The sequence below is a fragment of the Blastococcus sp. CT_GayMR16 genome, assembly GCF_004570875.1.
Lineage (GTDB): Bacteria > Actinomycetota > Actinomycetes > Mycobacteriales > Geodermatophilaceae > Blastococcus_B.
Genome location: NZ_SPQK01000020.1, coordinates 1 through 14,829, shown reverse-complemented (window position 1 = coordinate 14,829; position 14,829 = coordinate 1). Strand labels below are relative to the sequence as shown.

13 protein-coding genes are annotated in these 14,829 nt (G+C 72.1%); 8 read left to right on the top strand and 5 right to left on the bottom strand.

Annotated elements, in window-relative coordinates:
* Window positions 1–4 precede the first annotated feature (4 nt).
* From paaB to idi, 5 genes are all read left to right on the top strand, one after another.
* A complete protein-coding gene (gene paaB, locus E4P38_RS18240; RefSeq protein ID WP_348633798.1) occupies window positions 5–361 on the top strand; it encodes a 1,2-phenylacetyl-CoA epoxidase subunit PaaB in 357 nt (118 codons plus the stop codon).
* Between the two features lie 98 nt (window positions 362–459).
* A complete protein-coding gene (paaC, locus tag E4P38_RS18235) occupies window positions 460–1,371 on the top strand; it encodes a 1,2-phenylacetyl-CoA epoxidase subunit PaaC (RefSeq protein ID WP_135133382.1) in 912 nt (303 codons plus the stop codon).
* 5 nt (window positions 1,372–1,376) lie between these two features.
* Window positions 1,377–1,880: a 1,2-phenylacetyl-CoA epoxidase subunit PaaD gene (gene paaD / locus E4P38_RS18230; protein ID WP_245161130.1), complete on the top strand. Its 504-nt coding sequence runs from the start codon at window positions 1,377–1,379 to the stop codon at window positions 1,878–1,880.
* The gene (gene paaE / locus E4P38_RS18225; protein WP_209309180.1) at window positions 1,880–2,956 is read left to right on the top strand and encodes a 1,2-phenylacetyl-CoA epoxidase subunit PaaE; all 1,077 of its coding nucleotides are present in this window, start codon (window positions 1,880–1,882) and stop codon (window positions 2,954–2,956) included. Before paaD ends, paaE begins: the two co-directional genes overlap by 1 nt.
* A 134-nt stretch (window positions 2,957–3,090) precedes the next feature.
* Window positions 3,091–3,621 (top strand): isopentenyl-diphosphate Delta-isomerase, encoded by a 531-nt coding sequence (gene idi, locus E4P38_RS18220; RefSeq protein ID WP_135133380.1) that lies wholly within the window; start codon window positions 3,091–3,093, stop codon window positions 3,619–3,621.
* 7 nt (window positions 3,622–3,628) lie between these two features.
* Here idi and E4P38_RS18215 read toward each other — a convergent pair whose 3' ends face one another.
* Complete coding sequence (locus E4P38_RS18215; RefSeq protein ID WP_135133379.1) at window positions 3,629–6,259, bottom strand: EAL domain-containing protein; 2,631 nt, start codon at window positions 6,257–6,259, stop codon at window positions 3,629–3,631.
* A gap of 13 nt (window positions 6,260–6,272) precedes the next feature.
* Window positions 6,273–8,060, bottom strand: coding sequence for a S8 family serine peptidase (locus E4P38_RS18210; RefSeq protein WP_135133378.1), 1,788 nt, complete (start codon window positions 8,058–8,060; stop codon window positions 6,273–6,275).
* Between the two features lie 268 nt (window positions 8,061–8,328).
* Here E4P38_RS18210 and E4P38_RS18205 point away from each other — a divergent pair, with 268 nt between their 5' ends.
* The 3 genes from E4P38_RS18205 to E4P38_RS18195 all read left to right on the top strand — a co-directional run bounded on the left by E4P38_RS18205 (window position 8,329) and on the right by E4P38_RS18195 (window position 11,395).
* A complete protein-coding gene (locus E4P38_RS18205) occupies window positions 8,329–9,156 on the top strand; it encodes a polysaccharide deacetylase family protein (protein ID WP_135133377.1) in 828 nt (275 codons plus the stop codon).
* 280 nt (window positions 9,157–9,436) lie between these two features.
* Window positions 9,437–10,918, top strand: a complete 1,482-nt coding sequence (rox, locus tag E4P38_RS18200) for a rifampin monooxygenase (protein ID WP_245161129.1) — start codon at window positions 9,437–9,439, stop codon at window positions 10,916–10,918.
* Between the two features lie 174 nt (window positions 10,919–11,092).
* Window positions 11,093–11,395, top strand: coding sequence for a hypothetical protein (locus tag E4P38_RS18195; RefSeq protein WP_245161128.1), 303 nt, complete (start codon window positions 11,093–11,095; stop codon window positions 11,393–11,395).
* Between the two features lie 9 nt (window positions 11,396–11,404).
* On the opposite strand, the gene E4P38_RS18190 is transcribed toward E4P38_RS18195, so the two are convergent.
* From E4P38_RS18190 to E4P38_RS18180, 3 genes are all read right to left on the bottom strand, one after another.
* Window positions 11,405–13,750, bottom strand: coding sequence for a SpoIIE family protein phosphatase (locus E4P38_RS18190; protein WP_135133375.1), 2,346 nt, complete (start codon window positions 13,748–13,750; stop codon window positions 11,405–11,407).
* Complete coding sequence (locus E4P38_RS18185; protein ID WP_135133374.1) at window positions 13,747–14,361, bottom strand: biliverdin-producing heme oxygenase; 615 nt, start codon at window positions 14,359–14,361, stop codon at window positions 13,747–13,749. The genes E4P38_RS18190 and E4P38_RS18185 overlap by 4 nt, the downstream gene beginning before the upstream one ends.
* 40 nt (window positions 14,362–14,401) lie before the next feature.
* Window positions 14,402–14,829, bottom strand: a 428-nt coding sequence (locus E4P38_RS18180; RefSeq protein ID WP_135133373.1) for a helix-turn-helix domain-containing protein, incomplete at its 5' end; no start/stop codon positions are given.

Here is a 14,829-nt window from a genome sequence, read left to right as displayed (position 1 = left end):
CGACATGACAGCGGAGGGCGGCAAAAACACCCCGTCCTCCCCACCCCTCGCAAGCTCGGGGCGGGCCCCTGGACGGGGCCGCCGCGACTGGCCGCTCTACGAGGTGTTCGTCCGCGGCAAGCGGGGGCTCAACCACGTGCACGTCGGCTCCCTGCACGCGCCCGACGACGAGATGGCGGTGCACGCCGCCCGCGACGTCTACACCCGGCGCAACGAGGGCGTGAGCATCTGGGTGGTGAAGGCCGAGCACATCAGCGCCTCCAGCCCCGACGAGAAGGACCCGATGTTCGCCCCCAACGGCGACAAGGTCTACCGGCACCCGACGTTCTACGAGATCCCGGACACCGTCCCCCACATGTGAAGGACCTCCTCTCCCCCCACCCGCCTCGTTCCTCGGCGGGCGGGCCCCTGAGAGAAGGCCGATGGCCGAGCACTCCGTGCCCGGAAGAGAGGGTTCGCATGGCGCATGAGGAAACGGTCTACGACGCTCTCGACCAGGCGCACGGCGGTGAGGGGCACTGGGCGTTCGGTACCGGGTTCGACGATCCGCTGGCCGGCGTCGACACGACCGTCCCCGACGGCGTCGACCCTGCCGACCTGGGCGCCTACTGCCTGATGCTCGGCGACGACGCCCTCGTGCTCGCCCAGCGGCTCACCCAGTGGGTGACCAACGCCCCGGAGCTCGAGGAGGAGGTGGCGCTGGCCAACATCGCGCTGGACCTGCTCGGCCAGGCCCGGCTGCTGCTGGCTCGCGCCGGCTCGGTGGGTGTGCTGGGCCGTTCGCGGACGCTGGCCGGCGACACCATCCCCGACGAGGACGCGCTGGCCTACTTCCGGGACGTCGACGAGTTCCGCTCTACCGCGCTCGTGGTGGCCCCCAACGGCGACTTCGCGCAGACGATCGCCCGGCTGCTGGTCGCCGCCACCTGGCGGCTGGCGCTGTTCGCCCGGCTGCGCGCCTCCCGGGACCCGGTGCTCGCGGCGATCGCCGCGAAGGGCGTCAACGAACTCGCCTATCACCGCGACCATGCGGGGCGCTGGCTGCTGCGGCTGGGCGACGGGACGGCGGAGTCGCACCAGCGAGCCCAGGCCGGCGTCGATGCGGTCTGGCCGCTGCTGGCCGACCTGTTCACCGCGACCGAGGTCGAGGCCCGGCTGACCGCGGCGGGCGTCGCCGTCGACCCTGCGAGCGTCCGCGACGAGGTGCGGTCGGTGCTCGACGAGGTGCTCACGCGGGCGACGCTGCGGCTGCCCGCCTGGCCGGCGGACGCCGCGCCGGGCGGCCGGCTCGGACGACACGGCCCGGAGTTGCCGGCGCTGCTCGAGGAGCTGCAGGGCCTGGCCCGGACCCACCCGCAGGCGACCTGGTGAGCATGATGACCAGCACGGCCGACCCCCGCGTCGTCGCTGAGTCGGTGACCGACCCGGAGCTCCCGATGATCTCCCTGTCCGACCTGGGGGTCCTCCGCGACGTGCGGATCGAGCGCGACGGCTCCGTCGTCGTCGAGATCACCCCCACCTACACCGGCTGCCCGGCGATGGGGGTCATGCGGGCGGATCTGGTGCACGCGCTGCACGAGGCGGGCTTCGCCGACGTCGACGTCCGCACGGTGCTCACGCCCGCGTGGAGCACCGACTGGATCACTCCAGAGGGTCGCCGCAAGCTCCTCGAGGCCGGGATCGCGCCGCCCGGTCTAGCGCCGGTCCGATCCGAGGGCCCGGTTCCGCTGCAGCTGGGGACGACGCACCGGACGGCGTCCTGCCCGCTGTGCGGGTCCGCCGACACCGAGGAGCTCAGCGAATTCAGCGCGACGGCATGCAAGGCGCTGCGCCGGTGCCGGAGCTGCCAGGAGCCGTTCGAGCACGTGAAGGAGATCTAGTGACTGCGGTGATCCCACGGCGCGCGACGTTCCGCCCGTTGCGCGTGGCGCGGGTGGACCAGCTGACCGACGACGCGGCGGCGGTCACGTTCGACGTCCCGCCGGAGTTCGCGGCCGACTACGCGTTCCGGCCGGGGCAGTCGATCACCCTGCGCCGCACGGACGACGGCCGCGATGAGCGTCGCGACTACTCGATCTGCGCGCCCGCCGGGGCCTCGCTGCGGATCGGCGTGCGCGAGGTGCCCGGCGGGCTGTTCTCCTCGTGGCTGGTCCACCAGGTGCGCCCCGGTGACGAGATCGAGGTGCTGACGCCGAAGGGGCGCTTCACCGCCGACCTCACCGCGCCGGGCGAGCACGTGTTCGTCGTCGCCGGTTCCGGGATCACCCCCGCGCTGTCGCTCGCGGCGACGGCGCTGCAGGACGGCGAGTCGACCGTGACCATGTTCTACGGCAACCGCAGGACCAACACCGTCATGTTCGCCGACGAGCTGGCCGACCTGAAGGACCGCCACGGGCCGCGGCTGCAACTCGTGCACGTGCTCTCCCGCGAGGCGCGCGACGCCGAGCTGACCAGTGGCCGGCTCGACGGACAGCGGCTGCGCACCCTGCTCGACGCGTTCCTGGACGCCGGGAGCGTCGACCACTGGTGGCTGTGCGGTCCGCACGGGATGGTCACCGACGCGCAGGAACTCCTGGCCGAGCTCGGGGTGCCGCGTGAGCGGGTGCACCAGGAGCTGTTCTACGTCGACGACGTCCCGCCGGAGCCGGCGCGCGGCGACGCGGCCACGGTGACGGGGCCGAGCAGCGAGGTGACCGTCGTCCTGGACGGCCGGGCCACCCCGCTGACCCTGCCCCGGGACGTGCCGGTGCTCGACGCCGCGCAGAAGGTCCGCGGGGACCTGCCGTTCGCGTGCAAGGGCGGGGTGTGCGGCACCTGCCGGGCGAAGGTGACCGAGGGCGAGGTGACGATGCGGCGCAACTACGCCCTCGAGGCCGAAGAGGTCGCGGCCGGCTACGTCCTCACCTGCCAGTCCCTCCCTACAACTGACGCAGTTACCGTGGACTACGACCAGTAGGGCCGACAACGGAACTGGGGGACGAGGTGTCGCGACGAGTGGGGGCCGGAGGCTCCCGCGAGGAACGGCGGCAGGGCTCAGCAGCGCCGGGGGACGGCACGTGGCCGCGGGGTCGTCCGGAGGACGACAGTGTCATGGAGCTCATCGTTCTCGTGGACGAGAACGGCGAGGCCATCGGCGCGATGCCGAAGCCGCTCGTGCACCACGGGGAGACGCCGCTGCACCGCGCGTTCTCGGCGTACCTCTTCGACGACGCGGGCCGGCTGCTGGTCACCCGCCGGGCGCAGGGGAAGCAGACGTTCCCCGGCATGTGGACCAACACCGTGTGCGGCCACCCGGGCCCGGGTGAGGACGACGCCGCCGCCATCGCGCGGCGCGCCCGGTTCGAGCTGGGCCTGGAGGTGGCCGACGTCCGTCCGGCGCTGCCCGGCTACCGCTACCGCGCTGAGTTCCGCGGCGTCGTGGAGAACGAGATCTGCCCCGTCTACCTCGGCCGGTTCAGCGGCTCGCCTACGCCGGAGGCCACCGAGGTGGGGGAGTGGGAGCTGCTGGACTGGGCCGCGTTCCGCCAGCGGCAGGAGGCCGAGGGCGACGACGCCTGGTCCCCGTGGTGCCGGGAGCAGGCGCAGCTGATCGAGGCCGCGGGGCTGGCCCCTGCGGCCTGATCGCTGCTCAGCTGGCCGAGGCCAGCTCCGCCGGGCCCGCCTCGATGGCGGCCGCGGCCTCGGACTGGGGCATGTCCGGCCACGTCGCCGCCGCCATGACCAGGCTGACCGCCTCGGCCTCGATCGGACGCGAGAACAGGTAGCCCTGGGCGATGTCGCAGCCCAGCGCGGCCAGCGTCTCCGACTGCTGCGCCGTCTCGATGCCCTCGGCGACGGTGAGCAGGCCCAGGGTGTTGGCCAGCTCCACGATCGCGTGGGTGATGACGTCGTCGTGGGCGTCGCGGCCGAGACCGTCGACGAACTCGCGGGCGACCTTGAGCATGTCGATCGGGAAGCGGCGCAGGTAGGCCAGCGACGAGTAGCCGGTGCCGAAGTCGTCGATCGCGATCCGGACGCCGAGGCCCTTGAGCAGCCACAGCGTGGCGGCAGCCGCGTCGCGGTCGTGCATCAGGACGGTCTCGGTGATCTCGAGGACCAGCCGGTGCGGGTCCAGGCCCGAGGACGCGAGCGCCGCACTGACCTGCTCGACGATCTTCTCGTCGCCGACCTGACGCGCGGACAGGTTCACCGTCACCAGCAGGTCGGTGTGGTCCGGGGACTCCGCGACCCAGCGCGCGGCCTGGTGGCACGCGTCGTTGAGCACCACGGCACCGATCTCGGTGATCAGGCCGCTGTCCTCGGCGAGGCCGATGAACTGGTCGGGCGAGCGCAGCCCGTCGACCGGGTGCTGCCAGCGGACGAGCGCCTCGGCCCCGATCGGCCGGCCGGTGCGCATGTCGATCAGCGGCTGGTAGACGGTGCGCATCTCACCGTTGCGGATGGCCGCGGCCAGCTCGGCGGCGGAGTCCTTGCGGGTGACGGTCGTGTCGCCCATGCCCGGCTCGTAGATCACGTAGTCGTTGCCGAGCGAGCGCTTGGCGGTGTACATCGCGATGTCGGCGTTGCGGACGAGGGTGTCGGCGTCCGGGATGTCGAGGTCGCCGATGGCGACCCCGATGCTGGCGCCGACGGTGGTGACGACGCCCTCGCCGAGCAGCACCGGCACGTCGAGCTGGGTGCGGATGCGCTCGATCACGCGGTCGACGCCGAAGCGGTCGATGGGACCGTTCAGCAGCACCACGAACTCGTCACCACCGAGACGGGCGGCGGTGTCGGCGGGGCGCAGGCACCCGCGGAGACGGTCGGCGACCGTGCGCAGCAGGACGTCGCCGGCCTCGTGGCCGAAGGTGTCGTTGACCGGCTTGAACCCGTCGAGGTCCAGGTAGACCACGGCCGGCCAGACGCGGGTGCGGCCGGCGGTGTCGACGGCGTGGCGCACCCGGTCTAGGAACAGGGTGCGGTTGGGCAGCCCGGTCAGCGGGTCGTGCAGCGCCTGGTGCCGCAGCTGCTCCTTGAGGTCGGTGACCTGGCGCAGGTTCTCCTCGAGGCGACCGCGCTCCAGCGACGTCGCCACGTGGCGGGCGAACGTGTCCAGGAGGGCGAGGTCGCTCGTGCTGAAGGTGCTCACGTCACCGAGGCGGCCGCCGACGAGCAGCAGCCCGTGCACGCGGTCGTCGGTGCGCAGGGCCGCCGCCATGGCGTCCTTGAGCCCACGGCCGGCCGCGTAGCCGTCCAGGTGCTGGCCCCGGCCGGTGCCGGTGCGCGTGGTGAGCGCACCCGACGCGGTGGCCAGGCGGAGCAGGCGGTGGTGGTCCTCGGGGTCGTCGAGGGGAGCCATGACGACGGGCTCGGTGCCCTCGCGGCTGCGGCTGACGGTCGCACCCTCGCGGCCGGCGGGGCCGAGCAGCACGAGCTCGGCCATGTCGGCGCGGAACGCCGAACGCACCGAGTCGAGGAAGTCGCCGAGCGCCTCCTGGCTGTCGCCGTTGGAGTGCAGCAGCGAGGTCACCTCGTGCAGCAGGCGCAGGTTCTCCCGCTGCTCGCGGGCACCGGTGTAGGCGCGGTAGGCCGCGACGATGAGGAAGGTGGGCAGCGCGAGCAGGGCCAGCGCCGCGGGGTCGCTGACGGCCGACCGGGCGAGCACGAGGCCCACCGCGGCCGAGCCGAGCGTGAAGGGCAGGGACAGCGCCAGCATCTCCAGCAGGGGCGCCAGGTGGGCACGCCCCTCGGACAGGCTGATGACGGCGAAGATGCAGAGGTCGGCGGTCACGGTGATGACCAGGACGGCGAACAGCGCCGCCAGCCAGTCCCACAACCCGAGAGGGCCGGAGAGCAGCGCGAAGACGATCGTGGCGAGCGATCCGCCGAGGGCCGAGATGGCCACGTTGAACGCCAGCTTGATGCCGCGCTGCCGGCGCTGGACGACCAGGGTGACGGCGAAGCCGAGCACCTGGGCGATCACCAGCTCGCGCGGCGTGGCGAGGAGCAGGCCGGCCCCCAGGACGAGGTCGCCCATGGAGAACGTGTGCGCCTCGCGCTGCCACTGGACGTGCACGACCAGCGCCTCACTGATCGTGAAGGCGGCGGCCCAGAGCACCCACGGCAGGGTCAGAGCCGTGGGGGCTCCGGGCAGCGTGCGGACGACGATGACGAACAGCGCCACCGCAATCGCAGCCACAGAGGCCGTGAGCAGCATGATCCGCTGGGGAACGCCCAGGCGGGACACGCGTGAATCCTTCACCTCGACACCGTTCGTCATCGTCGTCACCTCCTTAGGACCAGCTCATGCCGGACCAGGACATCCCGGACCAGCTCATGCCGGACCAGGACATGCCCGACCAGCTCATGCCGGACCAGGACATGCCGCTCCAGCTCATGCCGGACCAGGACATGCCGCTCCAGCTCATGCCGGACCAGCTCATGCCGCTCCAGCTCATGCCGGACCAGCTCATGCCGGACCACGACATCCCGGACCAGCTCATGCCGTTCCAGTTGGCGCTGTTGCGGAGGCCGGCGGCCAGGGCGCGAACGTCCACGCCACGACCACGCACGTCGACCTCGCCGCGGACCTCACGGCCACCGACGGTGACGTGCACCGAACCACGCGAGAGCTCCAGGGAGCCGATACCCGTCGACAACTTGAAGTTCTGCACCTTGTCGGGGGTGGCAGCGTCCTTGGCCTTCGCCAGGTCGATCAGGCCGGCGCCCTGCTGGGCGGCGGTCGCACCGGGAATGGCCGAAGCCGTCCCGGTGAGGAGCGCCTTGACCTGGTCGGGCTTGATGTTCGGACGCTGCTGGATCAGCAGCGCCGCGGCACCGGACACCACAGCGGCGGCCTGCGAGGTGCCGCTGCCACGGAAGAGCCGCTCGCCGATGCGGGCGGTCGGGTACGTCGTGTCCAGGTAGGACCCCGCCGCACGCAGACCGACCACGTGGTCACCAGGGGCGACGACGTCGGGGTTGCGGGTGCCGTCACCGTCGTTCGAGAACGTGGAGACGACGTCGTCCGCCGTGGTGGCGGTGCCGTTGGCGTTGTTGCTGCCGACGGCGATCAGGTACGGGTTGTAGGCCGGGTTGTTGACCTTGGCCGTACCGAAGCCCTCGTTGCCGACGGCGACGACGACCACGATGCCCTTGTGCCAGGCCTGCTCGGCCGCGTAGGCCAGCGGGTCGAGCACGTAGTCCTGAACACCGTCGGTACCGAACGACATGTTCAGCACCCGGATGTTGAGGCCGTTCTTGTTGCGGTTCGAGACCACCCAGTCGATGGCCGCGATGGCCTGCGACACGTCGGTCTGGCCCTTGGCGTCAGCGACCTTGATGCTGACGATCCGGGAGTCGGGAGCCATGCCGACGAAGTCGGTGGCGTTCCCGCTGACCGTGGTCGCGGCGGAGTCCCGGCCAGCGATGATGCTGGACATGGCCGTGCCGTGGCCGTAGGTGTCGAGGTTCTTCGTCGGACCGTTGTTCTCCATGGTCAGGTCCGGGCCGTAGACGATCTTGGTGTTCGTACGGCCGGTGAGACCGTCGACCGGGACGACGCCCGAGTCGATGACCGCGACGTCGACGCCCTTGCCGGTGTAGCCCGCGTCCCACATCGCCGAGGCACCAGTCACCTGGTTGGCGATCGTGTAGAGCGAGCCGGCCTGAGCGGCCGACGACTCGACGTCGGTGCTCTGCAGAGCGAGACCGGCATCGTCGGTGACCGAGGCGACGCCCGCGACACCGCGGAGCGCGTCGAGGCGGTCGACCGGGACGGTGGCGGTGAATCCGCCCATGATGTCGAGCTGACGTCCGACGGAACCGCCGAATGCCGACACCGCCCGCTCGGGCGCGTTACCGGCACCCTCGAGCTCGCGAACGATGACCGACACCTGGTCGGCCGACGAGGCCGAAGCCGTGGTCGCCGCGGATGCGGCGGTCGGACCGGCCAGCCCCGCCGCCACGAGACTGGCGACAGCGACGGTCATTGCCCGTCGCGCGTGGAGGGGAAGGCCGCCCCAGGTCACGCCGTAGCCCGGCGCATCCTGAGCGGTGGATCCCCGCTGGTTGCTGATCATGCAGTGCACCTCCTTGTGGAACTCGGACTTCCTTGTGCGTAATGGGTTCGGCACGGAGTGTTAAGTCCTGAAAGGTTTGAGTACACCGACTTGGGCCATGTCCCCCCATCGGGGTGAGGGGTAAATATCAACCCGCTGTACGTGCTGTATAGCGGTCTGTTACTGAGTTCGTTACAGAACGCAGTCGTCCGCTAGCGCTCCGAACGGCTGCGGCGCGTCGGACGGCGGGTTCCGGGCGGCCTGTCGGGCCGGTTCTACGGTCCGCCCCATGGAGCGCCGACAGTTCCTGCTCACCCTCGCGGCCGGCCTGGCGGGCGCCGCCCTCGTGCGCGAGACCGCCCCCGTCGACGTCCGGCGCACGCCCGGCCGGGTGCTGGCCCCCGCCGCCGCGGTCACACCGATCGGGGTGCCGGGGCTGGTGCCGGTGCCGCCCCCGGTCGGGGTCGTGGACGGGCTGCCGGGCGAGGGGACCGACCTGGCGCTGACCATCGACGACGGCACGAACTCCGACGTCGTCGCCGCGTTCGCCACGCTTGCCGCCGACACCGGAGTGCGGCTGACCTTCTTCCCCAACGGGTGCTACCGCTCCTGGACCGACAACGCCCCGGCGCTGCGACCGCTGGTCGAATCCGGCCAGGTGGCCTTCGGCAACCACACCTGGTCGCACCCGGACCTGACCACCCTCGGGGACGGTGAGGTGGCCGAGGAGATCACCCGCAACCAGGAGTTCCTGCGCACGACGTTCGGCGTCCGCGACAGCCCGTTCCTCCGGCCGCCGTTCGGCGCCAGGAACGAGCGGATCGACCGGATCGCGGCCGATCTCGGCCACCCCACGGTCGCCATGTGGAACGGCACCCTGGACGACTCCCGCGTGCTGAGCGGCGAGGAGCTGATGGCCGCGGCCAGGCAGTGGTTCACCGCGCAGACGATCGTCGTCGGGCACGCCAACCACCCCACCGTCACCACGGTCTACGGCGACCTGCTGGCGCTCATCGCCGAGCGAGGGCTGCGCACGGTGACCCTGGCCGACGTCTGGGCCACTCCCGCGCAGCGGCTCCGCGGGGCCGTGGCGAACGGGCAGGTGGGTGCCGGCTAGCGCGTGCCTGCCGGTCGCCGATCACGTGACTGGGAAAAGGTTGGACCCGCTGAAGTCCGGGCTTGTAGCGTGCCGTTGACCGTGACGCCGCCCGAGGAGGTGAGACCCATGAACGCTGTATCGATGTGGGTGCTCCCCCGTCCCGTTCCGGTCGGGCGAACGACCTAGATGTCGTCGGGAGCGCCTCCCCACGAGGCACTCCCGAAAGGCAACACGCATGCATTCTCTGCAGTTCACCGCCGAGTCGTCGTCGAACGATCTGGTCGAGCGCGACGTCACCGTGGACGATCCCGGAGTTCTCCGGTCGCCGGCCTCCGGCGCCGATCGCGCGCCCCTTGTGTTCGACGTGATCATCGCCGGGTGCGGGCCGACCGGTGCGATGCTGGCCGCCGAACTGCGGCTGCACGACGCGCGGGTACTCGTCCTGGAGAAGGACACCGAGCCCCCGTCGTTCGTCCGCATCGTCGGACTGCATGTCCGCAGCATCGAGCTGATGGCGATGCGCGGACTGCTGGAGCGCGTTCTCGAACACGGACGACAGCGTCCGGCCGGCGGCTTCTTCGCCGCCATCGCCAAACCCGCGCCCGAGGGCCTGGATTCGGCGCACGCCTATCTGCTGGGCATTCCGCAGCCGGTCATCAATCACCTGCTCGAAGAGCATGCGATCGCACTGGGTGCGCAGGTCCGGCGCGGTTGTGCGGTGGCCGGTGTCGAGCAGGACGACGAGGGTGTGACCGTCGAACTGGCCGACGGGGAACAGCTGCGTTCGCGCTATCTCGTCGGCTGTGACGGCGGGCGCAGTGCGGTGCGCAAACTCCTCGGCGTCGGCTTCCCCGGCGAGCCCTCGCAGACCGAGACGCTGATGGGCGAGATGGAAGTGGGTGTGCCGCAGGAGGAGATCGCCGCCACGGTGACCGAGATCGGCGAGACCAATCGGCGATTCTGGGTCAGGCCCGCAGGCGTGGGGGTCTACCAGGTCGTCGTTCCCGTCGCGGGAGTCAGCGATCGTGCGGAACCGCCCACCCTCGAGGACTTCAGACGACAGTTGCGCACCATCGCCGGAACCGATTTCGGCGTGCACTCCCCGCGCTGGATGTCCCGCTTCGGGGATGCCACCCGGCTGGCCGACCGTTATCGGGTCGGGCGGGTGCTGCTGGCCGGCGACGCGGCCCACATCCATCCACCCATCGGCGGACAGGGCCTCAACCTGGGCGTTCAGGACGCGTTCAACCTCGGCTGGAAACTGGCCGCACAGATCCGCGGCTGGGCGCCGGAGACACTGCTGGACACCTACCAGGCCGAACGTCGTCCGGTCGCCGCAGACGTGCTGGACAACACCCGCGCCCAGATGGAACTGATGTCTCCCGAACCGGGCCCGCAGGCCGTGCGCAGGCTGCTCACCGAACTGATGGACTTCGACGAGGTGAACCGCTATCTGATCGAGAAGATCACCGCGATCGGCATCCGCTACGACGTCGGCGACGGCCCCGACCTGCTCGGCCGCCGCCTGCGCGACATCGACGTGGAAGAGGGCCACCTCTACCAACTGCTGCATCGCGGCCGCGGTCTGCTCCTGGACCGCACTGGGCGCCTGACCGTCGGCGGCTGGTCGGACCGGGTCGACCACCTCGCGGATCCCACTGCGGTCCTGGATGCTCCGTGCGTCCTGCTCCGCCCCGACGGGCATGTCGCCTGGATCGGCGACGATCAGCAGGACCTGGACGACCACCTCTCCCGCTGGTTCGGCGAGCCCGCCACCTGATCTCGCCCGAGCGACCGAAACCTGACGACCACGCATTGCCTCGTTCCGCGCCTGAGAGACAACCCCGGGGTCCCGCCGACCTGCGCCCGGGCCCGTTCTCCGAGAGGGTGGAGGGGCACAGCGGCGAGGTTCGGACGGAGGGGTGCATGCAGCCGCCCCACGTGAGGAGACAGCATGAGCATGGCCGGCCGGGACGGCACCGACCCCGAGAGCACGCTGCCCGACAGTGGGATGGACACCGGCTCCGACGCAGGCGTTCCGGGAGGTCACCTCGGCCCCGGTGATCTCGCCCCCGACGAGGAGCGGCTGCTGGCCGCGCTCGAACGGGATGCGAAGGGGCTGCGGGAGCCGTCGGTCGAGGAGTCCCTCGCTCAGATGCGTGCGGCCGAGGACGAGGCACCGCTGCCCGGCGAGGGCGGCGGGCCCGACGACGGGCTGACGCCCCGGTTCACCGCCCCCGATCTCGACCAGGACTAGCGGCGGGCGTCAGTCCGCCTGAGCGCGCAGCCGGACGGCGACCAGCGCGACGTCGTCCATGGACCGTTCCGGCAGCAGCCGGGCGAGCAGCGCGTCGCACATCTCGCCGACGGGCAGCCCGCGCAGGTCGGCGAGGGCCTCGCCGAGCAGCGTGACGCCGTCGTCGAAGAGCTGGTCCCGGCGCTCGACCAGCCCGTCGGTGTAGAGCAGGACCGTCGACCCGGGCGCCAGGACGTCCTCCTGGTCGGTCCGGGTCGCACTCGCGTCGACGCCGAGGAGCAGTCCGGGGCGGGGCGCGGTGAGCAGCCGCTCTCGCCCGTCCGGGTCGACGACGATCGGCGGCAGGTGTCCGGCGCTGGCCCAGCGCAGGCGCATGCCGCCCGCGGGTCCGCCGACGTGGTCCAGCCGGCCGACCAGGACCGTCGCCAGGGCCCCGACCTGGAGGCCGTGGGTCGCGGCATCGAGTCGGGCGAGCACCGCGGCCGGCCCGTCGCTGCTGTCGAAGGCGATGCCGCGCAGCAGGCCCCTCAGCTGGGCCATGCTCGCGGCCGCCTCGGTGTCGTGGCCCACGACGTCGCCGATGACGAGCATCGTCGAGCCGTCCGGCTGACCGAACACGTCGTACCAGTCGCCGCCCACCTGGGCCCCCGGTGCAGCGGGGACGTAACGCACCGCCACCTCGAGCCGATCGTGCTGCGGCGGGTCGGTCAGCAGGCTGCGCTGCAACCTCTCCGCGGCCCGGACGGTGCTGCGCGACCGGGCGTAGAGGGCCTCGAGCAGGTGCGTGCGCAGCTCGGTCGCCTCCGACACCTGCTGCGTCGTCCACGGCTCGGAGCGGTCGCGGACGGTCTCCCGCCATCGGTCGAAGGACTTGCGCGGGCTCAGCCGCACGCCGTTCCCTTCGCGCTCGGCGATCGCCTTGTTGTGCGGGTCGCCACCCCAGTCGATGTGCTGCACCGCCTCGCCGCGCGACCACAGCACGTACTGGCCCTCCGGGAGCGGCAGCACGAGTACCCCGGAAGCGAGCTCCGCCGGCACGCCGAGCCGGTCGGCCGTGTGCGGGAGGGAGTCCGTCGCGACCACGTCGTCACCCTGGGCGGCCGCCCAGGCGGCGATCCCGTCGGCGACCGTGACCGGTAGCGCCACGCCGCGGCTGCCCCGCGTGCCCTGCAGATGGACGGCGACGCCGTCGGCAGGCACGAGGTCGAGCAGGCTGCGGGAGCCCAGCAGGGTCTCGGCGAGCGGCCGGTCCTCGTCGAGCGTGGCGGCGGTCAGCCAGGCCAGGGTCGACCGGACCCGCAGCGCCCGGCGGATCTCGTCCTCCTCGGCCCGGTCGACCAGGCGCAGCGACAGCGTGGAGCCGAGGAACTCCGCGGCTGCCCGGGTCGCATACGGCGGTGCGTGCGGACCGCTGTAGTGGTGGCAGGCGATGAGGCCCCAGAGCTTGTCGTCGCGCAGCAGCGAGATCGACATGGATGCCCGCACGCCCATGTTCCTGAGGTACTCGAGGTGGATCGGCGAGACGCTGCGCAGCGTGGAGTAGGTGAGGTCCAGCGGCAGCCCGCTGGCGGGGTGCAGGGTCGGCTGCAGCCCGGCCGGCACGTAGTCGACGTCGGAGATCAGCCGGATCCAGTTCTTCTCGTACAGGGCCCGAGCCTGGGCGGGGATGTCCGAGGCCGGATAGTGCAGGCCGAGGAAGGAGTTGAGCTCCGGCAGCTTCGCCTCGGCGACGACCTCGCCGTTGTAGTCGGCGTCGTAGCGGTAGACCATCACGCGGTCGAAGCCGGTGAGGGTGCGGACCGCCGTGGCAGTGATGTCGTAGAGCTGCTGCAGCGACGAGGCCCGGTTGAGGTCGCCGATCGTGCCGCGCACCGCCTGGTAGGTGTTGGGGAAGGAGAAGGGCCGCGGGCCGCGCGCGGGCTCCAGTTCCACGAGCAGGCTCGAGCCCGGGTCCCGGCCGGCCGGGAACTCCGTCGGGACGGGCTCGTCGGCCCGGATCACCGCGCGGTGGAGCAGTGCGTCGACGGGCACCGGGTCGCCGTCGACGTCCAGCGTGATCTCCACGGGGTTGCGCTCCCGCAGGTCACCGAAAGCGCTGGCCGACCGGATCACGGCCGAGGCGGCCGCGACGCCGAGCACCTCGGTCAGCGGGCGGCCCAGCGCCGCCCGCCAGTGGACGCCGATCAGGTCGCCGAGGTTCTCCGACACCTGCTGGACGACGAAGTCGGGGTCGCTCACGGCGATGAGCACCCCGCGCGGCTGCACGCTGCCGGGCACGTGGATCGGCTCGCGCTCGCAGTTGGACAGGTCGACCGGCGTGCCTGCGGGGAGGAACTCCACCAGCGGCTCGGTCACGCGGCCACGCCCGCGGGGCGGCACCACTGCTCGAGGGCGCGGAAGGTGCCGGTCGCCGCCGAGACCATCGCGCCCGCGTCTCCGCCGCCGGCCACGTGGTCCCGGGTGACGCGGCGGAAGGCGTGCCACATGGCGCCCGTGTCGGCGCCGTACGGGGAGAAGGAGCGCAGCCGGACCCCGGAGAGGGCGGGGAGCCCGGTCAGGTGGCGGTCGATGAACGTGCCGCCGAGCGTGGATCCCTCGAGGACGTAGAGCCGGCCGAGGGCGTCGTCGGTGTCGGCGACCGGCGGGAGGACCGGCCCGGCGTCGGCCGGGCCCGCACCCAGGGTGTCCAGGTCGGCGGCGAACAGGGCGGCCCGGCGCCGCGCGAACCACCTGACGGTCTCGGCGTCGGCGGGGAACCGGGCGGCCCAGTCGTCGAGGACGGCCTCGGCCGCCTGCCAGAAACCGTGCATGCGCGTGAGCACGCCGGTCAGCCGCGCCCGGTCCAGGTCCGGGTCGAGCAGGTCGAGGGTGCGCTCGACGGACTCGTGCTCGGCCGCCGTCCCCGTGCGCAACAAGTGCAGGACGTCGCTGTTCGCCGCGGCCGCCGTCGCTTCTCCGGGGGCCATTGGGGAAAGCCTAGGCGACAGTCGATCATCCGGGTGCGGATCAGATACCCGGCCCCAGGCGGGCCGCCTTCACGGAAGCGTGGAGCAGTAGCCGGGCCTCGCCGTCGGCCAGGTCCAGGCCGGTGATCTCGCCGATCCGGGCGAGCCGGTAGTACAGCGTCTGCCGGTGGATCTGCAGGACCGCGGCGGCCCGGGAGGCGCTCCCGGCGCAGTCGAGGAAGACCTCCGCGGTCTCGGCGAGCACGCGGTCGGACAGGAGCGGGAGGACGACGGGGTCGGGCCCGGGGAGTTCGGTCACGACCCGCCACGCGCCGAGCTCCGCCCAGTGCGCCACGGGGGAGAGGTGCGGCACGGCGCGTGCCACCCGTGCCGCGGCGCGGGCCTGCGCCCACTGGTCGGGCAGCGAGGCGACGTCCTGCCGGACGCCGGAGACGCCCGCCGCGCTGCCCGGCGGCAGGCCGGCCAGGG